This is a genomic window from Streptomyces sp. NPDC055239, assembly GCF_053606205.1.
The window spans coordinates 1,034,121-1,057,779 of the sequence record NZ_JBSGRD010000002.1 but is presented as its reverse complement, the minus strand read 5'-3'; the positions used below and the strand labels follow the sequence as shown (position 1 = coordinate 1,057,779).

Sequence of the window (23,659 nt, the reverse complement as noted above, 5' to 3'; positions counted from 1 at the left end):
CGGGGCTCTCGCCGTGGCGACCTTGTGGTCAGTACCTCAGTACGTACCTCAGTACGTCAGACGATCAGTGGTGGCCGTGGCCGCTCGTGATCTCCTTGTACTCCTCGGTGGTGGGCTTGGGGATCTGGTTGTCCTCCCCGTAGTAGCCCTTGGAGAGCTTGGCCCGGAGCTTCTGCGACCCCGACACCTTGCGCTCGACGCCGTTCTCGTCGACCGAGGGGCCGATCTCGACCGGCGCGTACTGCTCGTGCGCGGTGAGCGTGTGCAGCTGCTCCTGGTTGAGCGGCTCGTGGACCTCGATGAACTCACCGTGCGGCAGGCGCTTGATGATGCCGGACTCGCGTCCGTGCAGGACCTTGTCCTTGTCGCGCCGCTGCAGACCCAGGCAGATCCGCTTGGTGGCGATGAAGGCGAGGACCGGTCCGACGAAGAAGCCGATACGGACGAACCAGGTGATCGCGTTGATCGACAGGTGGAAGTGGGTGGCCCACAGGTCGTTGCCACCACCGACCAGCATGATGAAGTACGCGGTCAGCCATGCGACACCGAAGGCCGTACGGGTCGGGGCGTTGCGCGGGCGGTCCAGGATGTGGTGCTCGCGCTTGTCGCCGGTCACCCAGGACTCGATGAACGGGTAGACGCCGATCGCCACGAGCACCAGCGGGAAGATCACGATCGGGATGAACACGCCCAGGACGAGCGTGTGACCCCAGGCGTTGATCTCCCAGCCCGGCATCACGCGGACCAGACCCTCGGCGAAGCCCATGTACCAGTCGGGCTGGGCGCCGGTGGACACCTGGTCCGGACGGTAGGGGCCGATCGCCCAGATCGGGTTGATCGTCGCGATCGCCGAGATGATCGCGATGACGCCGAAGACCAGGAAGAAGAAGCCTCCCGCCTTCGCCATGTAGACCGGAAGCAGCGGCATGCCGACGACGTTCTTGTTCGTCTTGCCGGGGCCCGCGAACTGCGTGTGCTTGTGGTAGAAGACCAGGATCAGGTGCGCCACCAGGAGGCCCAGCATGATGCCGGGCAGCAGCAGGATGTGGACCGAGTAGAACCGGGCCACGAAGTCGCCGCCCGGGAACTCCCCGCCGAAGACGAACATCGAGATGTACGTACCGACGACCGGGATGGACAGCAGCACACCCTGGATGAACCGGACACCCGTACCCGACAGCAGGTCGTCCGGGAGCGAGTAACCGGTGAAGCCGGTGAACAGCGCCAGGACGAACAGCAGGAAGCCGAAGAGCCAGTTGATCTCACGCGGCTTGCGGAACGCGCCCGTGAAGAAGACGCGCATCATGTGGACCATCATCGACGCGACGAAGATCAGCGCCGCCCAGTGGTGGATCTGCCGGATGAGCAGACCGCCGCGGACGTCGAAGCTGATGTGCATGGTCGAGTTGAAGGCCTCGGACATCAGCTGACCCTGCAGCGGGATGTAGCTGCCGTGGTACTCCACCTCGTTCATCGACGGGTGGAAGAACAGCGTCAGGTACACACCCGTGAGGATGATGATGACGAAGCTGTAGAGCGCGACCTCACCCAGCATGAAGGACCAGTGGTCCGGGAAGATCTTGCGCATGTTGGCCTTGGCCAGGGAGTAGATCCCCAGGCGGCCGTCGGCCCAGTCGGCGACCCGCTCACCGGCGGGCGCCTCCTTCTTACGCGTATCAGTCGTCGTAGTGCTCATCCGCGCTCCCAGAATGCAGGACCGACGGGCTCGGCGAAGTCGCCGAGCGCCTCGAGGTAGCCCTCTTCGTTCACGGCGATGCGCAGCTGCGGCAGCGCGTGACCGGCCGGGCCGAAGATCACTCGGGCACCGTCGGAGAGGTCGAAGGTGGACTGGTGGCACGGGCAGAGGACGTGGTGCGTCTGCTGCTCGTACAGGGAGATCGGGCACCCGACGTGGGTGCAGATCTTCGAGTAGGCGACGACACCTTCGTGCGACCACTCGAGCTCTTGCTTGTCCTTGATGTCCGCCGGCTGAATCCGGACGATCATCAGGGCCGCCTTGGCGATCTGCACCTGGAAGTCGTGATCGTGCTCCTCCAGGCCCTCGGGCTTGGCGAAGGTCAGCGAGCCGACCTGTACGTCCGACGGGCGCAGCGGCTCGTTCGTGTTCATGTTCACGAGCAGCTTGCCCTTGGACCACAGCGTGTGCCGCAGCTTGTCCTCGGGCAGCGGACCGAGGTCACGCAGGAGGACGACGCCGGAGAGCGGCACCATGGCGAGCGCGCCGAACATCGTGTTGCGGATCAGCTTGCGCCGACCGAACTGCGACTCCGCGGCACCGGCCTTGAAGTCGGCCATGACCTTGGCCTTGACCTCGGGCTCGGCCTCGATCGGGTGTCGCTCGTCGGCGACCTCCACGTCGGACATCAGGGTGCGGGCCCAGTGGACCGCGCCCGCGCCGATGCAGAAGAGCGCCACGCCCAGGGTCATGCCCAGGGAGAAGTTCAGCGCACTGATGTGGCCGATCGGGAAGATGTAGACGCTCTTGTCGACCGGGAAGGCCACGTACGAGGCGATGAAGCCGATCGTGGCCAGCATCGACAGCGTGAACAGGAAGGCGACCGCACGCTCGGAACGCCTTGCGGCCCGCTCGTCGATGTCCTGGACACGATGCTCGTGGGGCGGGAGCCCCGGGTCGGCGAACGGGTTCTCGTCCGCCACCGCCACCGAGCCGTGCTCGGTCTCCTGCACGCTGGGCAGGTTCTCTTCTGGATTCTCTTTGCTACTCATGACTTCTTGGCCTTTGCGGTCCGAGCGGCGACCCACACGGCGACCGCGATCAGCGTGCCGAGACCGAAGATCCAGCCGAAGAGGCCTTCACTGACCGGACCCAGGCCACCCAGCTTGAGACCGCCAGGGCTCTCGGTCTGTTCGCCGTTGACCGCGTCGAGGTACGCGATGATGTCCTTCTTGTTCTTCTCCGGCATCGTCGTGTCGGGGAAGGACGGCATGTTCTGCGGGCCGGTCTGCATGGCCTCGTAGATGTGCTTCGGGGAGACATCCTCCAACGAAGGAGCGAACTTGCCCTTCGTCAACGCGCCGCCTTCACCGGTGAAGTTGTGGCACTGCGCGCAGTTGGTGCGGAACAGCTCGCCACCCTTGGCGATGTCCGCCCCGTCCGGGCTGTACTGCTTCTCGGTGGGGACGGTCGGGCCCGCGCCCAGCGAGGCGATGTACGCCGCGAGCTGGTCGATCTGGGCCTGGTTGTAGATGGCCTTCTTCTTCGGCGCCTGGGCGCCCGGCTGCTGCAGCGGCATGCGGCCGGTGCTGACCTGGAAGTCGACGGCGGCTGCGCCGACGCCCACCAGGCTAGGACCGTCGGAGGACCCCTGACCGCCGGTTCCGTGGCAGCTGGAGCAGCCCACGGAGTACAGCTTCTTGCCCTCGTCGATAGCGAGGGACTGGGCGGTGTCGTCGGCCTGCGCCTTGTCCGCCGGCGCGAACGCGGCGTACAGCCCCCCGGTGGCCGCCAGCGCGAGGAGTAGGACGACGACCGCCGCCAGCGGGTGGCGTCGTCGTGCGGAGAGCTTTTTCACGGATTACCCCGGTGTCAGGATCTTCTGCGTCGATGCTTCTGGAATGAGTCGGATTGTCGGGCCCGTCGTGAGCCCGGCTCCGTTTACTTGATCATGTAGATCGTGGCAAAGAGACCGATCCAGACAACATCGACGAAGTGCCAGTAGTAGGACACGACGATGGCTGCGGTCGCCTGCTCATGGGTGAACCTCTTGGCCGCATACGTCCTGCCGAGGACCAACAGGAAGGCGATGAGCCCGCCTGTCACGTGCATGCCATGGAAGCCGGTGGTCAGGTAGAAGACCGAGCCGTACGGGTCTGACGAGAGCGAGAGGCCCTCGTGCTTGACCAGCTCGGTGTACTCGTACACCTGACCACCAATAAAGACCGCACCCATGATGAAGGTGACGATGAACCACATCCGGAGCTTCTTCACGTCACCACGCTCAGCGGCGAACACGCCTAGCTGGCAAGTGAGGGAGGAGAGCACCAGGATCGTGGTGTTCGTCGCCGAGAACGGGAAGTTCAGCGCGGACGCCATTTCCTTCCAGTGCTCAGGTCCTGTCACCGATCGCAGGGTGAAGTACATCGCGAAGAGGGCCGCGAAGAACATCAGCTCGGAACTCAGCCAAATGATGGTTCCGACGCTGGTGAGGTTCGGCCGATTGACCGGCGGGTGCGCGTGCCCGGTATCTACTGTCGTTGCTGTCGCCACGACCGACATTATGTCGGTCGCTTATCCCGCCCTCACCCCGGGGGGTGCCGTTCGGAGTGTCTGAGGGGTGTGTCCTGCCCGTATGGCCCATCGAAGGGCTGTCCGAACCGCTGTTGACGGGGTGTCCGGAGGAGTAGCATCCGCGCATCGGTCCCCGGCCGAATGCCCTCAACGAAGCGGAGGAACAATGCAGCCGACCGCCACGGTGCTGGTCTACAGCGACAACGCGAGCACCCGCGAGCAGGTCCGGTTGGCCACCGGACGCAGGCCGGCGACGGACGTTCCCGCGGTCGAGTTCATCGAGTGCGCGACACTGCCCGCCGTGCTGAAGGAACTCGACCGGGGCGGAGTCGACGTCTGCGTCCTGGACGGCGAGGCGACGCCCGTCGGCGGCATGGGAGTCTGCCGTCAGCTCAAGGACGAGATCTTCCAGTGCCCGCCCGTGCTCCTGCTCATGGGACGCCCGCAGGACGCCTGGCTGGCCACCTGGAGCCGCGCGGAGGCGGCGGTGACCCTTCCGGTCGATCCCGTCGAGTTCGCGGGCTCTCTGGCCGCTCTGCTGCGCGACAGGCTCGCCATCCAGGCCTGACGGCACGACAGGAGGCCCCACACCTCGGTGTGGGGCCTCCTGTGCTGTTCCGCGCCGCTCCGCGCAGGCCGCTAGACCTGCGGCCGCAGCCGGGCCGCGTCGACCGCCGTGGGGCCCTTCTTGACGCCGCCCAACAGGGCGCTGCCGTCCCGCCAGTCCTTCCAGCCCACGTTCCAGTCGCCCAGGCCGTTGCCGAACGGATCCATGTCCGCTCCGGCGCTGTTGACGACCTTCACGATGTCACCCTGCCGGACGGTCTCGTAGAACCAGGCGGCGTCGTCGGTGCTCATGCCGGTGCAGCCGTGGCTCGTGTTCGCGTACCCCTGCGAGCCGACCGACCAGGGAGCGGCGTGCACGTACTCACCCGAGTCGGTGACCCGCGTCGCGTAGTAGACCATCTTGTCGTAGAAGTCCGATGCGCCGATGCTGGCACTGGTCATGCGTACGGAGTACTCCTTGCCGAGCACCACCTTGACGCCGTTGCGCGTGGAGTAGCCGGGCTTACCGGTCGTCACCGGCATGGAGTTGATCTCCTCGCCGTTGCGATAGACCGTCATGTAGTGCGAACCGGCGTCCGTCACGGCCTCGACGCGGTCGCCGATGGTCAGCTTCAGGGGCTTGGCGTCGCCGCCCCAGAGCTTCTCGCGGACCTTGATGCCTTCGAGGTTGCTCCGTACGTTGATCTTCGCGCCCGCGGGCCAGTACTCCTTGGGCCGGTAGTGCAGCGTCTTGCTGTCCACCCAGTGCCAGGCGCCGTCCGTGGCGGGCATCGTCTCGACCTTCAGGGCGCGCTCCACGATCGCCCTGGCCTTCTTGTTCTTCACCTTGGCGCTGAGCTTGGCCGTGACCGGCTGCCCGACGCCGTACTTGCCCGAGTCGGGGCCGAAGGTGACGTCGAGGCGCTTCTTCTTCTGCGGGGCGTTCGTGTCGAACGTCATGACCTTGCGGCCCGGCGAACCTTCCTCGTCCTCGGCGCTGACCCGCACCGTGTAGTGCTCGCCCGCCGCGAGGGGCGTGGTGCTGTGCCAACGGGCGCCGTCGGCGGAGAGTTCACCGGCCACGTAACGGCCCATCTCGTCGGTGGCCGTCACATCGGTGATGCGCCCCTCGTCGCCCTGGGACGTGACCTCCAGGGGCTTGTCCGGATCCGCCTTCTGGCTGCCCACAGGCCCGTTGAAGGCGATCTGGCCCGCCGCGTCGTACGGCTTCGCCGAGAGCGGATGGCTGTCGGAGGCACCACAGGCAGTGGTTCCCACCCCGAGGGCGGCCACCAGCATGGTGCAGCTCAGTACCGTACGGATTCGCGGTGAGTGGTTCATGAACACACGGTATGAAGGTTCACCGGCCTCGGCGCGCCGAGTGACCCGTCCGAGGGTGAGGACCCCACACACGAGGGGCCCGGATGCTCCTGACGGAGTATCCGGGCCCCTCGGTGAAGCGGTGGAGCAGTGGTGCGGTGAATCACAGACTCACTGAGTCTGGTTCTCGCCCCGGTAGTACTCGAAGACCCAGCCGAAGAGGCCGATCATCAGGATGGGGGCCGAGAAGTACAGCAGCCACCAGCCGAAGACGACGCCCATGAAGGCGAGCGCGCCACCGATGGCCAGCGAGAGCGGCTGCCAGCTGTGCGGGCTGAAGAAGCCCACCTCGCCGGCCTCGTCCGCTACGTCGGCCTCCTTGTTGTCCTGTGCGGCAGCGTCGACACGCCGGGCCGTGAAGGCCAGGTAGTAGCCGATCATGATGCACAGACCGAAAGCCAGGAACAGCGCGGTCGTACCGGCCGGCTCCTTCGACCACACGCCATAGACGATCGCCATGACGAGCACGAAGACGCTCAGCCAGATGAACATCTTGCCTTGGACCTTCACTTGCCGGCCTCCTTGCCGCCCGCGAGCGCCTTGTCACCGTGGCCGCTGTTCTCGAGCTGGTCGAGAGCCGCGATCTCAGGGTGATGCAGGTCGAACGCCGGGGATTCGGAACGGATCCGCGGCAGGGTGAGGAAGTTGTGCCGCGGCGGCGGGCAGGACGTCGCCCATTCGAGCGAACGGCCGTAGCCCCACGGGTCGTCGACCTCGACCTTCTTGCCGTACTTGGCGGTCTTCCAGATGTTGTAGAAGAACGGCAGGATCGACAGACCGAGCAGGAACGAGGAGATCGTCGAGATCGTGTTCAGCGCGGTGAAACCGTCGGCCGCGAGGTAGTCCGCGTAACGACGCGGCATGCCCTCGGCACCCAGCCAGTGCTGCACCAGGAACGTGCCGTGGAAGCCGATGAACAGCGTCCAGAAGGTGATCTTGCCGAGCTTCTCGTCCAGCATCTTGCCGGTCATCTTCGGCCACCAGAAGTGGAAGCCGGAGAACATCGCGAAGACCACGGTGCCGAAGACGACGTAGTGGAAGTGCGCGACCACGAAGTACGAGTCGGAGACGTGGAAGTCCATCGGCGGCGAGGCCAGGATGACGCCGGTCAGACCACCGAAGGTGAAGGTGATCAGGAAGCCGACGGCCCAGAGCATCGGTGTCTCGAAACTCAGTGAGCCCTTCCACATCGTTCCGATCCAGTTGAAGAACTTCACGCCCGTTGGCACGGCGATCAAGAACGTCATGAAGGAGAAGAACGGTAGGAGCACGCCACCGGTGACGTACATGTGGTGCGCCCACACGGTCACGGAGAGACCCGCGATGGCGATCGTCGCGCCGATCAGGCCCATGTAGCCGAACATCGGCTTCCGGGAGAAGACCGGGATCACTTCGGAAATGATTCCGAAGAATGGTAGAGCGATGATGTACACCTCTGGATGGCCGAAGAACCAGAAGAGGTGTTGCCATAGCAGCGCGCCGCCGTTGGACGCGTCGAACACATGGGCACCGAATTTACGGTCCGCCTCCAGGGCGAACAGCGCGGCGGCCAGGACCGGGAAGGCCAGCAGGACCAGTACGGCGGTCAGCAGGACGTTCCACACGAAGATCGGCATCCGGAACATCGTCATGCCAGGAGCACGCATGCAGATGATCGTGGTGATGAAGTTGACCGAGCCGAGGATCGTGCCGAAGCCGGAGAAGGCCAGACCCATGATCCACATGTCGGCGCCGATGCCCGGCGAGCGGACGGCGTCCGACAGCGGGGAGTAGGCGAACCAGCCGAAGTCGGCCGCACCCTGCGGGGTGAGGAAGCCGGCCACCGCGATGAGCGAGCCGAAGAGGTACAGCCAGTACGCGAACATGTTCAGCCGCGGGAACGCCACGTCGGGCGCGCCGATCTGCAGCGGCATGATCCAGTTCGCGAATCCGGCGAACAGCGGCGTCGCGAACATCAGCAGCATGATCGTGCCGTGCATCGTGAACGCCTGGTTGAACTGCTCGTTCGACATGAGCTGCGAGCCGGGGCGAGCGAGTTCGGCGCGCATGAAGAGCGCCATCACTCCGCCGATGCAGAAGAACGCGAACGACGTGACCAGGTAGAGCGTGCCGATCGTCTTGTGGTCAGTGGTGGTCAGCCACTTGATGACCACAGCGCCCGGCTGTGCGCGCCGTACCGGCAGCTCGTTCTCGGACGAGTCTTCCGCTGCCGAGGCACCCTGAGGTTCGTTGAGGATGCTCACAGGTTGTTCGTCTCCCGGTTCTTCTCGTGCTTCGTCTGCTCGATGCCGGCCGGGATGTAACCGGTCTGGTTCTTCTTCGCCAGGTCCTCGAGGTGCTTCTGGTAGCGCTCGGGGGAAACGACCTTGACGTTGAAGAGCATCCGGGAGTGGTCGACACCGCAGAGCTCGGCGCACTTGCCCATGAAGGTGCCCTCCCGGTTGGGAGTCACCTCGAAGGCGTTCGTGTGGCCCGGGATGACGTCCTGCTTCATGAGGAACGGCACCACCCAGAAGGAGTGGATGACGTCACGCGAAGTCAGTACGAACCGGACCTTCTCGCCCTTGGGGAGCCAGAGGGTCGGACCGGGGTTGTTGTTCTGCGGGTTCCGCTGGCCGGGCGTACCGACGTCGTAGACACCGCCGGCGTTGGACGGGAACGCATCGCGGAACTTGTCCGGGATGGCCTCCAGCTCCTTGGCCGACTTCGCGTCGTCCTTGTCGGAACCCTTCACGTCCTCGATGTAGTTGAAGCCCCAGCTCCACTGATAGCCGACCACGTTGACCGTGTGGGCAGGCTTCGCGTCGAGATGGAGGAGCTTCGACTCATCACGTGCCGTGAAGTAGAAGAGCACCGAGACGATGATGAGGGGGACCACCGTGTAGAGCGCCTCGATGGGCATGTTGTAACGCGTCTGCGGAGGTACCTCCACCTTGGTGCGGCTGCGCCGGTGGAAGATGACACTCCAGATGATCAGCCCCCACACCAGCACGCCCGTGATGAGCGCTGCCGCCCACGAGCCCTGCCAGAGGGAGAGGATCCGAGGTGCCTCTTCCGTTACCGGGGTCGGCATTCCAAGGCGGGGGAAATCCTTGTAGGTGCAACCGGTAGCGGTCGCAAGGATCAGGCCCGCAGTCAGCACCTGCGGCAGCTTCCGCCGCATCGGGCGCCGCGACGAGCGGTCGGAGCCGTTGGGACTCACGTAGCGCCTTCCCGAGAGTCTCGGCCCGCGCGGTCGGGTGCGGCCTTCTCGGTCGTCGGTCGCCGCCCTGCGGCGGGCAGGGGTTTGGATGTTTATGCGGGCCAAACCTTACTGGACGCTATTTGGGGTCGCGCGGGGAGGGTGCCTAACGCGCCGCGGGTCACTCCGAAGGGTGTTAAGCGGGGCCTGCGGCTGCTTTCTGACGGGGGGTCTGGCCGCCCGATGGCTCGGGGCGGCCTGTTGATGCGCGGCTGCGGGTTCGCTGCGGCTTGTCGCGCCGTTCCTCGCGCCCCTTCGGGGCGCTCCCCCGGGGTGCTTCCTAGGGCTGACGTTCTAGCGTTGGGCCGTGTCCTACTTCGATGTCGCCTCCTCCGCTCCCCTCCACCCCGTGGCCCGGCAGGCGCTGCAGGCCTCGCTCGATGAGGGGTGGGCCGATCCGGCGCGGCTCTACCGCGAGGGGCGGCGGGCCAGGATGCTGCTCGACGCCGCGCGGGAGGCCGCCGCGGAGGCGGTCGGGTGCCGCCCCGACGAGCTCTCCTTCACCTCTTCGGGTACGCGGGCCGTGCACTCCGGGATCGCCGGGGCCCTCGCCGGGCGTCGGCGTGTCGGGCGGCATCTGGTGGCGTCCGCGGTCGAACACTCTTCGGTGCTCCATGCGGCGGCGGCCCTCGAAGCCGACGGGGGGACGGTGACGGAGATCCCGGTGGACCGGTCGGGCGCGGTGTCCCCGGTCGCGTACGCCGCCGGTCTGCGCCCCGACACGGCCCTCGCCTGCCTCCAGTCCGCCAACCACGAGGTGGGCACCGAGCAGCCGGTGACCGAGGTCGCCTCGGCGTGTCGCGCCGCCGGGGTGCCGCTCCTCGTGGACGCGGCGCAGTCGCTGCCGTGGGGCAGGGTGGACGGGGAGTGGTCGCTGCTCGCCGCGAGCGCCCACAAGTGGGGTGGGCCCGCGGGAGCCGGGCTGCTCGTCGTGCGCAAGGGGGTGCGGTTCGCCGCGCAGGGCCCCGCCGACGAGCGGGAGTCGGGGCGTGCACCCGGCTTCGAGAACATTCCGGCGGTGGTCGCGGCGGCGGCCTCGCTCCGTGCCGTACAGGCCGAGGCCGCCGAGGAGGGCGCCAGGCTGCGGGAGTTGACGGAGCGGATCCGGGCGCGGGTGCCGGGGCTCGTGTCGGACGTGGAGGTGGTGGGCGACCCGGTGCGGCGCCTGCCCCACCTGGTGACGTTCTCGTGTCTCTATGTCGACGGCGAGACCGTGCTGCACGAATTGGACCGGGCCGGCTTCTCGGTCTCGTCCGGCTCCTCCTGCACCAGCTCGACGCTGACCCCGAGCCACGTCCTGAAGGCGATGGGCGTACTGAGCGAGGGCAACGTCCGCGTTTCACTCCCACGGGGGACCCAGGAGGCGGACGTGGAGCGTTTCCTGGAGGTGCTGCCGGGCGTGGTGGCCTCGGTACGTGAACAACTGGGCGCGCCGGTGGCGCCGGTGGCGCGTGCGGAGTCCGCTTCGCTCGTCGTGGACGCGCTCGGCAAGCGCTGCCCGCTCCCCGTCATCGAGCTCGCGAAGGTCATCGGGGACGTCCCGGTGGGCGGCACGGTCACGGTCCTCGCGGACGACGAGGCGGCGCGGCTCGACATCCCGGCGTGGTGCGAGATGCGGGGGCAGGAGTACGTGGGCGAGGAGCCGGCGGACCACGGCTGCGCCTATGTGGTCCGCCGGAGCTCCTGACCGGGCCGGGTGGGGCCCGGGGATCCGGGTCTGCGAACTAGACCAGGTGGCCCTTGACCTCGGACGCCGCCGCATGGCCGTACGCCTTGGTGAAGCGGTCCATGAAGTTGCTGCGCTGCAGCTCGTACTCCTGCGTGCCGACGGTCTCGATGACCAGGGTGGCGAGCATGCAGCCGACCTGCGCCGCGCGCTCGTGGGAGACGCCCCAGGCGAGGCCCGAGAGGAAGCCCGCGCGGAAGGCGTCGCCGACGCCGGTCGGCTCGACCTTCGCGTCTTCCTCGGGGGTGCCGACCTCGATCGGGTCCTGGCCGACGGACTCGATGCGTACGCCGCGCGAGCCGAGGGTCGTCACGCGGTGGCCGACCTTCGAGAGGATCTCGGCGTCGGTCCAGCCGGTCTTGGACTCGATGAGCCCCTTCTCGTACTCGTTCGAGAAGAGGTACGTGGCGCCGTCGAGGAGCGTACGGATCTCCTCGCCCTCCATGCGCGCGATCTGCTGGGAGAAGTCCGCGGCGAAGGGGATCGCGCGCGCCCGGCACTCCTCGGTGTGGCGCATCATCGCCTCGGGGTCGTCCGCACCGATGAGAACCAGGTCGAGGCCGCTCACGCGGTCGGCCACGGTCTTCAGTTCGATGAGGCGGGCCTCGCTCATCGCGCCCGTGTAGAACGAGCCGATCTGGTTGTGGTCGGCGTCCGTGGTGCACACGAAGCGGGCCGTGTGCAGCGTCTCGGAGATGCGGACCGATGCCGTGTCCACGCCGTGCCGGTCGAGCCAGGCGCGGTACTCGCCGAAGTCGGAGCCCGCGGCGCCGACCAGGATCGGGTCGGAGCCGAGCTGGCCCATGCCGAAGCAGATGTTGGCGGCGACACCTCCCCTGCGTACGTCTAGGGCGTCGACCAGGAAAGAGAGAGAAACCGTGTGCAGCTGATCCGCGACCAGTTGGTCGGCGAAGCGGCCGGGGAAGGTCATCAGGTGGTCGGTGGCGATGGAGCCGGTGACTGCGATACGCACGACGGCATGCTCCTGTGGAGGAGAGGCGAGGGGTTGACACTTCACGCTACCGGGTCGGTGCACCCCCGCTGAAGAGGCCAAACTACCCGTTAGTAGGTCTTTTTTCGCGAGGTCTGCGATGCGTACGGTGCGGTTATGGCCGTTATCTCGAAGCATGTCGTCCGCGCGCGTCCCGTCGAGCTGCCCTCCGAGTCCCTGGAGACGTTGCGCGGCGACTGCGCCCGCATGGCCCCGCACTGGGTGTCCCCCGCGTCCGCCGCGACCGCCCCGGTGTCGCCCGCGCTGATCCACGGCATCAGCGTCCCGCCCGCGTCCGCGCGACTGATCGACGGCATGTCCGAGTACGGCGACTGAGTACGGCGACCGGATACGGCGACTGAGGCGACGCCCCTCGGCGCATACCGAGGGAACCGTGCGCTCCCCCGCTGCGTCCCACCGCTGTCCCCCGTAAAGGGGACGCGGAATACGAACGAGGCCCACACGCGGGCCTCCAGGGACAGCAGTGCAGTCAAAGGAGCGATGCGGTGAGCACCGAGCGATCCGACCATGACGCGGCCGAGCAGCACCGGCGGCGTTCCCGCCTCGCCGTCGCGTCGGTGGCGGCCACGGTGCTGCTCGTCGGTGGCGGCGGCGCCTACTTCGCCGCGACCGCCTCAGGCGGCAGCGGCGGCAACGGCAGTTCTCCCGCCGGCGGCGGCGCGCCACCGCCACTCGCCCTCGACGGGCACACGGACGGCGACCGGCAGAAGGGCGGCACCGAAGGCGGCACCGAGGGCATCGCCCCTGGAGAGCCCGACCCGAGCGGCGCCACCTACCGCGCCGAGGGCAAGCTGCCCGGCGGCCCCGAATCGGCGGCCGTGTACCACGCGCGGGGCACCGTCGCCGAGGACCAGGTCACCGATCTCGCGAAAGCACTCGGCGTCAAGGGAAAGCCCGCCTCAGAGGGCGGCGCCTGGAAGATCGGCCCCGCCAAGGACGGCTCAGGACCCTCGCTCCAGGTGAGCAAGCAGGCGCCGGGCACCTGGACCTTCTCGCGGTACGCCACCGGTGGCAGCGACAACTGCGCGAAGGGCAAGCGCTGTTCGGAGACGTCCACCGCCCCGAACGGCGCGGGTGACCCGGTCGGCGCGGACGCGGCGAAGAAGGCGGCGGCCCCGGTCCTGAAGGCCGCGGGCCAGGACGACGCGAAGCTGGACGCGGGCCAACTCATGGGCGGCGTACGGGTGGTGAACGCCGACCCGAAGGTGGGCGGACTCCCGACGTACGGCTGGTCGACCGGCATCCAGGTCGGCTCGGACGGCCAAGTGGTCGGCGGCAGCGGCCAGTTGAAGGCGCCGGAGAAGGGCGCGACGTACCCGGTGATCAGCGCCGCCGAGACGCTGAAGCAGCTCAACGAGTCGGGCGGCGGCGATGATCGCGTCGGTGTCGGCGGCTGCGCCACGGCCATGCCCGAGGACGCGTCGGGCAAGGAAGGCAAGAAGCAGGCTCCGTGCGAGCCCTCGTCCGCGCCTCCGAAGCCGCAGCCGGTCACGGTGAAGGGCGCCACGTTCGGACTCGCGACGCACTTCGTGGACGGGCGCCAGACGCTCGTGCCCTCCTGGCTGTTCGACGTGAAGCCGCAGGGCGTGAAGGACACCTTCACGGTGACGCATCCGGCGGTGGAGCCGAAGTTCATCACCTCGCCGAGCACACCGCCGTCCGACCCCACGCCCACCTCGAAGCCGAGCGATGAGCCGGGCGCGGGCCAGAAGGACCCCAAGGACCCGACCCTGCACGTGGAGTCCTACCGCGCGGACGGCAAGTCCCTGACGGTGCACTTCTGGGGCGGCGCCTGCAGTAAGTACTCGGCGTCGGCCGACGAGGGCAAGGACAGCGTGCGCGTGAAGGTGACCGAGACCCGCAAGAAGGGCGAGGTCTGCATCATGATGGCCAAGGAGTTCACGCAGACCGTGACCCTGGACAAGGCGCTCGGCGACCGCAAGGTCGTGGACGCGGACGGCGGCGGGACGGTGCCGCGCAAGTAGCACCCACGCGGACCCGTAGTACGTATACGTACGAAGGCGGCCCCCGAAGTTCTCCGGGGGCCGCCTTTCGTCTGTGCAGATCTATCTGTGCAGATCTGGCAGATCTAGCTGAACGAGTCGCCGCAGGCGCAGGAGCCCGTGGCGTTCGGGTTGTCGATCGTGAAGCCCTGCTTCTCGATGGTGTCGACGAAGTCGATGGAGGCGCCGCCGAGGTAAGGAGCGCTCATCCGGTCGGTGACGACCTTCACGCCGTCGAAGTCCTTGACCACGTCGCCGTCGAGCGAGCGCTCGTCGAAGAACAACTGGTAGCGAAGGCCCGAGCAACCGCCGGGCTGAACGGCGACGCGCAGCGCCAGGTCGTCCCGGCCCTCCTGCTCAAGAAGGCCCTTGACCTTGCCCGCGGCGGCGTCGGACAGGAGGATGCCGTCGCTCACGGTGGTGGTCTCGTCCGATACGGACATCTGCTTCTCTCCCGGGTTGTACGGAGACTGCTTGCCGACGGTTGCAACCGTCAGGGCCGCGGATTCATTCCCGGCCAAGTGCTGTTCTCTCGACTGTCTGTCCCTTCATGCTCGCACATGCCGTCGCGAGGGGCAGCGGCCCGTCGAAGGCGAACGCGTCACATCGACACTATGGCCATCGTCAAACTGACGTGAAGCGGTTATGATAGATAACGTCAATTAGACGAAAAGTCGTCTGCAGAGAAGAAAGGGTGCGTGTCTCGTGACCACCGCCCAGTCCCCCGTGGATCTCGACGTCCAGCCGACGCCGCTCGCCCTGCTGCTGCTCGGCCGCGAGGCCGACCCCAGGAGTGAGCGCGGCGTCGAGTGCCCCGGCGATCTGCCGTCGCCCTCCGACCCCGGCCTCGTGGAGCGCGCCCGCGCCGCCAAGGAGAAGCTCGGCGACAAGGTCTTCGTGCTCGGCCACCACTACCAGCGCGACGAGGTCATCCAGTTCGCGGATGTCACCGGCGACTCCTTCAAGCTGGCCAAGGACGCTGCCGCCAAGCCGGAGGCCGAGTACATCGTCTTCTGCGGTGTGCACTTCATGGCCGAGTCCGCGGACATCCTGACCACCGACGACCAGAAGGTCGTCCTTCCCGACCTGGCCGCCGGCTGCTCGATGGCCGACATGGCCACCGCCGAGCAGGTCGCGGAGTGCTGGGACGTACTGACCGAGGCCGGAGTGGCCGAGCAGGTCGTGCCCGTCTCGTACATGAACTCCTCGGCCGATATCAAGGCCTTCACCGGCAAGCACGGCGGGACGATCTGCACCTCGTCCAACGCCAAGCGGGCCCTTGAGTGGGCCTTCGAGCAGGGCGAGAAGATCCTCTTCCTGCCCGACCAGCACCTCGGCCGCAACACCGCGGTCCGGGACATGGGCCTCACGCTGGAGGACTGCGTCCTCTACAACCCGCACAAGCCGAACGGCGGCCTGACCGTCGAGCAGCTGCGGGACGCGAAGATGATCCTGTGGCGCGGACACTGCTCGGTGCACGGGCGCTTCTCGCTGGAGTCCGTGGAGGACGTGCGCGCGCGCATTCCCGGCGTCAACGTCCTGGTGCACCCCGAGTGCAAGCACGAGGTCGTGGCCGCGGCGGACTACGTGGGCTCCACGGAGCACATCATCCAGACCCTGGAGGCGGCTCCCGCCGGTTCCAAGTGGGCGATCGGGACCGAACTGAATCTCGTACGCCGCCTGGCGAACCGTTTCGCCGCGGACGACAAGGAGATCGTCTTCCTCGACAAGACGGTCTGCTTCTGCTCGACCATGAACCGGATCGACCTGCCGCACCTGGTCTGGACGCTGGAGTCCCTCGCCGAGGGCAAGCTGGTCAACCAGATCGAGGTCGACCGCGAGACCGAGCAGTTCGCGAAGCTGGCGCTCGAGCGGATGCTCACGCTTCCGTAGCCCTGCCCTGCCTTGATCTCGTAGGTCCCGCGCGTAAGGGGCGCCCGCTATTGCGGGTGCCCCTTACCGCGTTCTACGCTCCTTGAGCGCACCGCCCAGCGCCTCCAGCGCCGGTACGGACGCGATCAGCGCCGTCATCTGCTCCTCGGAGAGCGTGGCGAGCGCGTCGGCGAAGATCTCCGCCCAGGCGTTCTCGATCAGGGCCATGCCCTGCTCCGCCTTGAGGGTCGGCTTCAGGCGCACCACCCGGCCGTCGTTCGGGTCCTTCTCGCGCTCCAGGTGTCCCGCGTTGACCAGACCGCGGACCGTGGCGCTCACATTGCTGGCGTGCAGGCCGAGTTCACGGGCCAGGACGCCCACCGTCACACCCGGTTCCGCGTGGACGTAGCGCATCAGCTCCAGCTCCGACGGCGGCAGCCGCCACAGCCCCGCCTCCTCCATGCCCTGGAAGCGCAGGACCCGCGAGAGCGCGTACAGCGCGGGGGTCAGCTCCCTGGCGTGCCGGAGGAGCCTGCGGTCGGCCTCATCGACGCTCTCCGCGCGCCTCTCCGCACCCCGTCCCGCGTCCCTCTGCCCGTCGTTCTGCGCATTCCTCTGCTCGGTCACGCTCCCATGCTAGCGTCACCTATAGATATATAACTATCTCTATTTTGCCGGGGGTTCCTCTGTCATGCCCTTGCTCACCGCCGCGCTCGCGCTGCTCTCGTTCATAGGTCCGCTCTCCACCGACATGTACCTCCCGGCCTTTCCACGGATGGCCGGCGAACTGCACACCGACGCCTCCGGGGTGCAGCTCACGCTGACCGCGTTCCTGGTCGGGATGACGCTCGGACATCTCGTGTTCGGGCCGCTCTCCGACCGGTACGGCAGACGGGGGCCGCTGCTCGCGGGGGCGGCCGCGTCCACCGTGGGTACCGCGCTGTGCGCCGTGGCGCCCTCTCTCGGGTGGCTGGTCGCGCTGCGGTTCGTGGCCGGGTTCAGCGGGGCGGCGGGGGTCGTGATCAGCCGGGCCGTGGTCGCGGACCGGCTGCGGGGGGCCGCCGCTGCACGCCTCTTCGGGATCCTCATGACGCTGGCCGGGATCGCGCCGATCATCGCCCCGCTGGCCGGGGGCGCGGTGATCGGGGCCGCGGGGTGGCGGGGCGTGTTCTGGGTGCTCGCCGGGGTGTCGCTCCTGGTGACCCTGGCGGTGCTGGTCGGCGTACCGGAGAGTCTGCCGAAGGAGCGGCGGCACGAGGGCGGGGTGCGGCAGGTGGTGTCCTCGGTCCGTGAGGTCGTGGGCGACCGGGCGTACGTGGGGTACACGCTCGCCTTCACCTTCGGGTTCGGGATGCTCTTCTGCTACATCGCCGGGTCGCCGTTCCTGCTGCAGAACGTGCTGGGGATGGGGGTGGGAACCTCGTCCGTCGCCTTCTCCGGCGGGGCCGTGGTCGCGACGCTGTCCAGTGCGGTGGGGGCCCGCCTCGTGGGGCGGGTCTCTCCCGATGCGCTGCTGCGGAGCGGGCTGCTCGCGATGCTCACCGGTACGTCCCTGCTGCTCGCCCTCACCCTGGCGGGGCTGTTGGGAATCGTGGTGTGCCTGGCGCTGATGGCCCTGGTCTGCGGCGGGCTCGGGCTCGTCGTGGCCAACGCGGCGGCGCTCGCCCTCGCGCGCGTTCCCTACGCGTCCGGGGTGGGGTCCGCCCTGCTCGGGACAGCGCAGAGCGCGTTGGGCGCGGTGGTCGCGCCGCTGGTGGGGCTCGGCGGCGACGACACCGCGGTGCCGCTGTTCCTGGGGATGACTCTTTGCAGCGGGGCTGCGGTTCTCGCTCTTGCGCTGGGCGTACGAGGACGGGGTGCCCCTCTGTTTGAGGAGCACCCCGTCAGCTGAGAGACCGGGCCCCGTAGGGGCGCGGGGAACTGCGCGACCAGCCCCCACCGGCCCGCAGGGTCAGACCTGAGCCGGTTCCACGTCGTCCGACTCGGCGTCGGCCTGCGGCGAGACGCCGGTCTTCTTGACCCGCTTCGCCTCGCGCTTCGCGCGGCGACGTTCCTTGCGGAGTTCCACCATCGCGTACAGCGTCGGTACGAGGAGGAGGGTCAGGAGCGTCGACGTGATCAGGCCGCCGATGACCACCACCGCGAGCGGCTGGGCGATGAAGCCGCCCTGGCCCGTGACGCCGAGGGCCATCGGGAGCAGGGCGAAGATGGTCGCCAGGGCCGTCATCAGGATCGGACGGAGACGGTGACGGCCGCCCTCGATGACCGCCTCGACCACGCCGTGGCCCTGCCTGCGGTACTGGTTGATCAGGTCGATCAGGACGATCGCGTTCGTCACCACGATGCCGATCAGCATCAGCATGCCGATCATCGCGGGGACACCCATCGGGGTGTCGGTGGCGATCAGGAGACCGATCGCACCCGTCGCCGCGAACGGGATCGAGACCAGCAGGATCAGCGGCTGGACGAGCGAGCGGAACGTCGCCACGAGCAGCATGAAGACGATCGCGATCGCCGCGAGCATCGCGAGGCCCAGCGAGGCGAACGCCTCGTCCTGGTCCTCGGAGACGCCGCCGATGGACGCCGTCACGCCGTCCGGCAGGTTCAGCGCGTCGAGCTTCTTGGTGAGGTCGGCGCTGACCGCGCCCGTGTTCTCGCCGGTCGGCTTCGCGGTGATCGTCGCGGCGCGCGCACCGTCGATGCGGGTCATCGAGACGGGCCCGTCGACCAGCTTGACCGAGGCGATGTCACCGAGCTTCACGGAGCCGAGGTTCAGCTCGCGCAGCTGGGCGAGCGTCTTCGCGGGCTGCGCCGACTTCACCACGACGTCGCGCTCGGTGTCGTCCAGGGTCGCCTTGCCGCTCTCGGTGCCGCGGACCGTCTGGGCGACGGCCTGGCCGAGGGTGGTGTCGTTGAACCCGGCCGCCGCCGCCTTGGAGTTGGCCTTGACCGAGATGCGCGGGATGCTCTGCGACAGGTCGCTCTGCACGTCCGTGACGTCGTCGATCTTCGCGACCTCGTCACGCACCTCTTCGGACGCCTTGCGCAGCACGTCACCGTCGGCGGCCTTCACGACCACGCTCAGGTCCTGGCTGCCGAAGCCGTCACCGGCCGAGATGGACGTCTGCCCGATGCCGGAGAGCTTGCCGAGCTCCTCCTCGACCTTGTCCTGCGTCGTGTCGTACGACGACTTGTCCTTGAGCGTCAGGGTGTAGGACGCCTGGTTGGTGTCCGTGCTGCCGCCGAACGCCGCCATGAAGCCGGAAGAGCCGACCGTGACCTGGTAGTCCTTGATCTCGTCCAGGCCGTCAAGCATCTTCTCGACCTTCTTGGCCGAGGCGTCGGACGCCGCGAGGCTGGTGCCCGGCTTCAACTCCTGCTTGATGGTCAGGACTTCCTGCTCGCCCTGGTCGAAGAAGTTGGTCTTCAGGAGCGGTGCCATGCCGAACGTACCCACGAGGATCACGAGGGCGATGGCGAGGCTGGTGAGACGGCGCCGCGTCGCGAACCGCAGGACAGGGACGTAGAAGCGCTGGAGCCTGCTCTTCTCCTCCTTCTCCTCGGCCTTGCGGCGGGCCTCCTCCGGGTCGGCGCCGCGCACGTCCTTGGGGGGACGCAGGAACCAGTACGAGAGGACCGGCACGACCGTCAGCGAGACGAGCAGGGACGCCAGGAGCGCCGCCGTGACCGTCAGCGAGAACGAGCCGAAGAGCTCGCCGACCATGCCGCCGACCAGGCCGATGGGCAGGAAGACCGCGACCGTGGTCAGCGTCGAGGACGTGACCGCGCCCGCGACCTCCTTGACCGCCGTGAGGATCGCGGCCTCGCGCTCCTCGCCGTATCCGAGGTGGCGCTTGATGTTCTCGAGGACCACGATCGAGTCGTCGACGACGCGGCCGATGGCGATGGTCAGCGCGCCGAGCGTGAGCATGTTGAGGGAGAGGTCCCTCGTCCAGAGCACGACCAGGGCGAGGACGACCGAGAGCGGGATGGAGACCGCGGTGACCAGCGTCGAGCGGATCGACGCCAGGAAGACCAGGATGACCAGGACGGCGAAGACCAGGCCGAGCGCGCCCTCGGTGGTGAGACCGTCGATGGACTTGGAGACCGCCGGGCCCTGGTCGCTGGCGACCGTCAGGTCCGATCCGGCGCCCAGGTCCTTGCGCAGGTCGGGCAGCTTGTCCTTGACCTCGTCGGAGATGGCGACGGCGCTGCCGTCCTGGTCCATCGTGATCGAGAGGGCGAGGCTGGGCTTGCCGTTCGTGCGCGTGATGGACGTGGCGTCCGACGGCTGCTGCTTGACGGTGGCGACCTCGTCGAGGCGCACCGGCTTGCCCGGCCGCTCCCCCGGCTTGGCCTCCGGGGTGACCATCAGGTACTGGATCTGCTTCAGGGAGGTGTAGCCGCCGCCGACCTGGACGGTGCGGTTCTTGCCGTCCTCGTCGAAGGAGCCCGCGGGGAGCGTGGCGCCGCCGGCCTGGAGCGCCTGGCCGAGCGCGGCCGGGGTCAGGCCCGCCTTGGCCAGCTTCTTGTCGTCGGGGGTGACGTCGACCTGGAGGTCGCGTACGCCGTCGACGGTGACCTGGGCGACGCCGTCGATGTCCTTCAGAGCGGGCACGACCGTGCGGTCGAGCCGGTCGGAGAGCGCCTGCTGGTCCTTGTCGGAGGTGACGGAGAGGACCACGGTCGGGATGTCGTCCGTGGAGCCCGCGACGACCTGCGGGTCGACGTCGTCGGGGAGCTCGGCCCCGGCGCGGTTCACGGCCTGCTGGACATCGGCGACGAGCTGCTTGGAGCCGCTGCCGTAGTCGAACTGGGCCATGATCACGGCGTTGCCCTCGCTCGCCGTGGAGGTGATGCCGGTGATGCCGTCGACCGCGTCGATCGAGGACTCGAGGGGTTCGACGACCTGCTTTTCGACCACATCGGGGGACGCACCCTGGTACGGGGCGAGGACGGACACCATCGGCAGTTCGATGGAGGGCAGCAGCTGCTGCTTGAGCTGAGGGATCGCGATCGCGCCGAAGACAAGCGCGATGATGGATATCAGCCCGATCAGGGCCCGTTGGGCGAGGCTGAAGCGGGACAGCCAGGACATGGTGGTCTCTCTCTGTGGCGTACTACGCAGGAAGGGGCACCGGCTGGCCGGTGCCCCCTACACGATCTGCCATGTCCAGGGCAGGAATCGTCACTCCGAGGACCCGTTCTTATGTGACGCATACTGCGGGCGCAGTACGTCGCACCCGCGATCACTCCACCCTTGGACGTACCAGGCCCGATTCGTAGGCGATGACGACGAGTTGTGCCCGGTCGCGGGCGCCCAGCTTCGCCATCGCGCGGTTCACGTGGGTCTTCACGGTGAGCGGGCTGACCTCGAGGCGCTCGGCGATCTCGTCGTTCGAGTGGCCGCCCGCGACCTGGACGAGGACCTCGCGCTCACGCCCGGTGAGCGCGTCGAGGCGCTCGCCGCGCACCCCGCCGTCGTCGTCCGAACCGTCGCCCTGCGCGAGGAACTTGGCGATCAGGCCCTTCGTCGCCACCGGGGAGAGGAGGGCGTCGCCCGCGGCCACGATCCGGATCGCGCCGAGCAGTTCGTCCGGCTCCGCGCCCTTGCCGAGGAAGCCGGAGGCGCCGGCGCGCAGCGACTGCACCACGTACTCGTCGACCTCGAAGGTCGTCAGCATGACCACCCGTACGTGGGCCAGGGCGGGGTCGGCGCTGATCAGGCGGGTGGCGGCGAGGCCGTCCATGCCGGGCATGCGGATGTCCATCAGGACGACGTCGGCGGCCCGGGTCCTGGCGAGCTCGACGGCCTCCGCGCCGTCCGACGCCTCGGCGACGACCTCCATGTCGGGCTCGGAGTTGACGAGCACCTTGAACGCGCTGCGCAGCAGGGCCTGATCGTCGGCCAGCAGCACCCGGATCGTCACGCGGTCCCTCCCTCTGCCGGGGTGACCGGCTTTGCCGTGACGGGCAGGATCGCATGGACGCGGAATCCGCCGCCGTAGCGGGGTCCGACGGTGCAGCGGCCGCCCAGGGCGCTGACGCGCTCGCGCATGCCGATGAGCCCGTGCCCGCCGCCGTCGCTCTCCCCGTCTTCCTTCCTGCCTTCCTCGCCCTTGTCTCCTGTTCCGTCGTCCAGGATCGTGACCTCGACGTTCGGCCCTACGCGGATGATGCTGACCTCCGCCTTGGCGCCCGTCCCCGCGTGCTTCTGCACGTTCGTGAGGGCCTCCTGGATGATGCGGTAGGCGGCCAGGTCGACTCCGGCGGGCAGGTTCGTGGCCGCGTCGCCGCTGGTCACCTCCACGGGGAGGCCCGCGTGACGGAAGGTCTCGACGAGGTCGTCGAGGCGGGCCAGGCCGGGGGCGGGTTCGGTGGGCGCTTCGGGGTCGCCGGTCTGCCGCAACAGGCCGACGGTGGCGCGCAGTTCGTTGAGGGCGGAGCGGCTGGCGTCCCGTACGTGGGAGAGGGCTTCCTTGGCCTGGTCGGGCCGCTTGTCCATGACGTGCGCCGCGACCCCGGCCTGCACGTTGACGAGGGCGATGTGGTGGGCCACCACGTCGTGCAGATCGCGGGCGATGCGCAGCCGCTCCTCGGCGACGCGGCGCCTTGCCTCCTCCTCGCGGGTGCGTTCCGCGCGTTCGGCGCGCTCGCGTATGGCGTCCACGAAGGCGCGGCGGCTGCGGACGGCGTCACCGGCGGCGGCGGCCATCCCGGTCCAGGCGAAGATGCCGAGGTTCTCCTGGGCGTACCAGGGCAGCGGGCCCGCCAGCATCGCGACTCCGGTGAGCCCGGTCATGGTGATCAGGCCGACGCGCCAGGTGGTGGGGCGGTTGGTGCGGGCGGCGACGGTGAAGAGCGCGATGACCGCGCTCATGACGACGCCGCCGCGGAACTCGCCGGTGACCAGGTCGACGACGGTGAAACCGCAGGTCGTGGCGAGCACGACCCAGGGGGCGCGGCGGCGGAAGATCAGCGCGACGGCGCCGAGCACCATCAGGACGAGGCTGAGCGCGCTCGGGGTGCGGGCGCCCCAGCTGGGGCCGCCGTCGTGGCCGTACGGCTCGACGAAGGAACCGGTGACCATGCATACGAGGACGGCTGCCGCGAGGGCGGCGTCCACGGCCAGGGGGTGCGCCTCGGCCCAGCATCGGCCTCGCACGAGAGTGCTCACGCCTTGAACGGTACGGGGCCCTGCGGGCTGCTGGGACCGGGTCTGGCCGCTCGGCCCTGCTGCAGGATCCTGTCCCGGCGCTTCGCGCCGGATCTTTCCCGCCCACCCACCCGATTGCCCCGCGTCAACCCGGGATCAGGCCGTCGTCGCTCAGCATCTCCCGGACCTCGTCCAGCGTCGCGTCCGGGCCCGGGAGGATCAGCTCGGAGGGTTCGAGGGCGTCGTCCGGGAGGGGCTCGCCCAGCTCCCGGACCTTGTTCAGCAACGCGCCGAGCGTTCGGCGAAAGCCGGACTCGTCGCCGCTCTCCATCTCGGCGAGCAACTCGTCGTCCAGCTTGTTCAGTTCGGTGAAGTGGCTGTCGGCCAGCTTCACCTGCCCCTCCCCCATGATCCGTACGATCATGTCGCCCTCCTCGGACGTGAGCGGTGTAC

21 protein-coding genes are annotated in these 23,659 nt (G+C 68.3%); 6 read left to right on the top strand and 15 right to left on the bottom strand.

Annotated elements, in window-relative coordinates:
• Positions 1-64 precede the first annotated feature (64 nt).
• The 4 genes from qcrB to ctaE all read right to left on the bottom strand — a co-directional run bounded on the left by qcrB (position 65) and on the right by ctaE (position 4,258).
• The gene (gene qcrB / locus ACWFRJ_RS10900) at positions 65-1,696 is read right to left on the bottom strand and encodes a cytochrome bc1 complex cytochrome b subunit (RefSeq protein WP_453527013.1); all 1,632 of its coding nucleotides are present in this window, start codon (positions 1,694-1,696) and stop codon (positions 65-67) included.
• The gene (gene qcrA / locus ACWFRJ_RS10895; protein WP_453527010.1) at positions 1,693-2,748 is read right to left on the bottom strand and encodes a cytochrome bc1 complex Rieske iron-sulfur subunit; all 1,056 of its coding nucleotides are present in this window, start codon (positions 2,746-2,748) and stop codon (positions 1,693-1,695) included. The genes qcrB and qcrA overlap by 4 nt, the downstream gene beginning before the upstream one ends.
• Positions 2,745-3,554, bottom strand: coding sequence for a cytochrome bc1 complex diheme cytochrome c subunit (gene qcrC / locus ACWFRJ_RS10890; RefSeq protein ID WP_389909819.1), 810 nt, complete (start codon positions 3,552-3,554; stop codon positions 2,745-2,747). Before qcrC ends, qcrA begins: the two co-directional genes overlap by 4 nt.
• A gap of 83 nt (positions 3,555-3,637) precedes the next feature.
• Positions 3,638-4,258, bottom strand: a complete 621-nt coding sequence (ctaE, locus tag ACWFRJ_RS10885; RefSeq protein ID WP_160504601.1) for an aa3-type cytochrome oxidase subunit III — start codon at positions 4,256-4,258, stop codon at positions 3,638-3,640.
• A 178-nt stretch (positions 4,259-4,436) separates the two neighbouring features.
• On the opposite strand from ctaE, the gene ACWFRJ_RS10880 reads away from it, so the two are divergent.
• A complete protein-coding gene (locus tag ACWFRJ_RS10880; RefSeq protein ID WP_453527006.1) occupies positions 4,437-4,838 on the top strand; it encodes a hypothetical protein in 402 nt (133 codons plus the stop codon).
• A 71-nt stretch (positions 4,839-4,909) separates the two neighbouring features.
• Here ACWFRJ_RS10880 and ACWFRJ_RS10875 read toward each other — a convergent pair whose 3' ends face one another.
• The 4 genes from ACWFRJ_RS10875 to ctaC all read right to left on the bottom strand — a co-directional run bounded on the left by ACWFRJ_RS10875 (position 4,910) and on the right by ctaC (position 9,398).
• Positions 4,910-6,157, bottom strand: a complete 1,248-nt coding sequence (locus ACWFRJ_RS10875; RefSeq protein WP_453527003.1) for an Ig-like domain-containing protein — start codon at positions 6,155-6,157, stop codon at positions 4,910-4,912.
• 150 nt (positions 6,158-6,307) lie between these two features.
• The gene (locus ACWFRJ_RS10870; protein WP_389909811.1) at positions 6,308-6,706 is read right to left on the bottom strand and encodes a cytochrome c oxidase subunit 4; all 399 of its coding nucleotides are present in this window, start codon (positions 6,704-6,706) and stop codon (positions 6,308-6,310) included.
• On the bottom strand, positions 6,703-8,439 hold the full coding sequence (gene ctaD / locus ACWFRJ_RS10865; RefSeq protein WP_389909809.1) for an aa3-type cytochrome oxidase subunit I: 1,737 nt from the start codon (positions 8,437-8,439) through the stop codon (positions 6,703-6,705). The genes ACWFRJ_RS10870 and ctaD overlap by 4 nt, the downstream gene beginning before the upstream one ends.
• Positions 8,436-9,398, bottom strand: coding sequence for an aa3-type cytochrome oxidase subunit II (ctaC, locus tag ACWFRJ_RS10860; RefSeq protein ID WP_389909806.1), 963 nt, complete (start codon positions 9,396-9,398; stop codon positions 8,436-8,438). The genes ctaD and ctaC overlap by 4 nt, the downstream gene beginning before the upstream one ends.
• Positions 9,399-9,744: 346 nt before the next feature.
• Between ctaC and ACWFRJ_RS10855 the strand changes: the two genes are divergently transcribed.
• Complete coding sequence (locus ACWFRJ_RS10855) at positions 9,745-11,124, top strand: aminotransferase class V-fold PLP-dependent enzyme (protein ID WP_453526998.1); 1,380 nt, start codon at positions 9,745-9,747, stop codon at positions 11,122-11,124.
• A gap of 37 nt (positions 11,125-11,161) precedes the next feature.
• On the opposite strand, the gene ACWFRJ_RS10850 is transcribed toward ACWFRJ_RS10855, so the two are convergent.
• Positions 11,162-12,136, bottom strand: coding sequence for a carbohydrate kinase family protein (locus ACWFRJ_RS10850; protein ID WP_453526995.1), 975 nt, complete (start codon positions 12,134-12,136; stop codon positions 11,162-11,164).
• Between the two features lie 135 nt (positions 12,137-12,271).
• Here ACWFRJ_RS10850 and ACWFRJ_RS10845 point away from each other — a divergent pair, with 135 nt between their 5' ends.
• The gene (locus tag ACWFRJ_RS10845; RefSeq protein WP_453526992.1) at positions 12,272-12,490 is read left to right on the top strand and encodes a hypothetical protein; all 219 of its coding nucleotides are present in this window, start codon (positions 12,272-12,274) and stop codon (positions 12,488-12,490) included.
• A 170-nt stretch (positions 12,491-12,660) separates the two neighbouring features.
• Positions 12,661-14,160 carry a hypothetical protein gene (locus ACWFRJ_RS10840; protein WP_453526989.1) on the top strand — a complete coding sequence of 500 codons (1,500 nt, stop codon included), beginning with the start codon at positions 12,661-12,663 and terminating at the stop codon, positions 14,158-14,160.
• Positions 14,161-14,264: 104 nt separating this feature from the next.
• Here the strand turns inward: ACWFRJ_RS10840 and ACWFRJ_RS10835 are convergent, their stop codons facing one another.
• Positions 14,265-14,621, bottom strand: coding sequence for a HesB/IscA family protein (locus tag ACWFRJ_RS10835; RefSeq protein WP_249590357.1), 357 nt, complete (start codon positions 14,619-14,621; stop codon positions 14,265-14,267).
• A gap of 262 nt (positions 14,622-14,883) precedes the next feature.
• On the opposite strand from ACWFRJ_RS10835, the gene nadA reads away from it, so the two are divergent.
• Positions 14,884-16,071 carry a quinolinate synthase NadA gene (gene nadA / locus ACWFRJ_RS10830; RefSeq protein ID WP_453526986.1) on the top strand — a complete coding sequence of 396 codons (1,188 nt, stop codon included), beginning with the start codon at positions 14,884-14,886 and terminating at the stop codon, positions 16,069-16,071.
• 63 nt (positions 16,072-16,134) lie between these two features.
• Here the strand turns inward: nadA and ACWFRJ_RS10825 are convergent, their stop codons facing one another.
• The gene (locus ACWFRJ_RS10825; RefSeq protein WP_453526983.1) at positions 16,135-16,677 is read right to left on the bottom strand and encodes a MarR family winged helix-turn-helix transcriptional regulator; all 543 of its coding nucleotides are present in this window, start codon (positions 16,675-16,677) and stop codon (positions 16,135-16,137) included.
• A gap of 64 nt (positions 16,678-16,741) precedes the next feature.
• Here ACWFRJ_RS10825 and ACWFRJ_RS10820 point away from each other — a divergent pair, with 64 nt between their 5' ends.
• On the top strand, positions 16,742-17,941 hold the full coding sequence (locus ACWFRJ_RS10820; protein WP_453526980.1) for a multidrug effflux MFS transporter: 1,200 nt from the start codon (positions 16,742-16,744) through the stop codon (positions 17,939-17,941).
• Between the two features lie 60 nt (positions 17,942-18,001).
• Here ACWFRJ_RS10820 and ACWFRJ_RS10815 read toward each other — a convergent pair whose 3' ends face one another.
• The 4 genes from ACWFRJ_RS10815 to pspAA all read right to left on the bottom strand — a co-directional run bounded on the left by ACWFRJ_RS10815 (position 18,002) and on the right by pspAA (position 23,630).
• The gene (locus tag ACWFRJ_RS10815) at positions 18,002-21,148 is read right to left on the bottom strand and encodes an efflux RND transporter permease subunit (protein WP_453526977.1); all 3,147 of its coding nucleotides are present in this window, start codon (positions 21,146-21,148) and stop codon (positions 18,002-18,004) included.
• 151 nt (positions 21,149-21,299) lie between these two features.
• Entirely contained in the window at positions 21,300-21,980 is a 681-nt protein-coding gene (locus ACWFRJ_RS10810; protein ID WP_453526974.1) for a response regulator transcription factor, read from the bottom strand.
• Positions 21,977-23,227 (bottom strand): sensor histidine kinase, encoded by a 1,251-nt coding sequence (locus ACWFRJ_RS10805; protein ID WP_453526971.1) that lies wholly within the window; start codon positions 23,225-23,227, stop codon positions 21,977-21,979. The genes ACWFRJ_RS10810 and ACWFRJ_RS10805 overlap by 4 nt, the downstream gene beginning before the upstream one ends.
• A 124-nt stretch (positions 23,228-23,351) precedes the next feature.
• Positions 23,352-23,630: a PspA-associated protein PspAA gene (pspAA, locus tag ACWFRJ_RS10800; RefSeq protein ID WP_453526968.1), complete on the bottom strand. Its 279-nt coding sequence runs from the start codon at positions 23,628-23,630 to the stop codon at positions 23,352-23,354.
• Between the last annotated feature and the right edge of the window lie 29 nt (positions 23,631-23,659).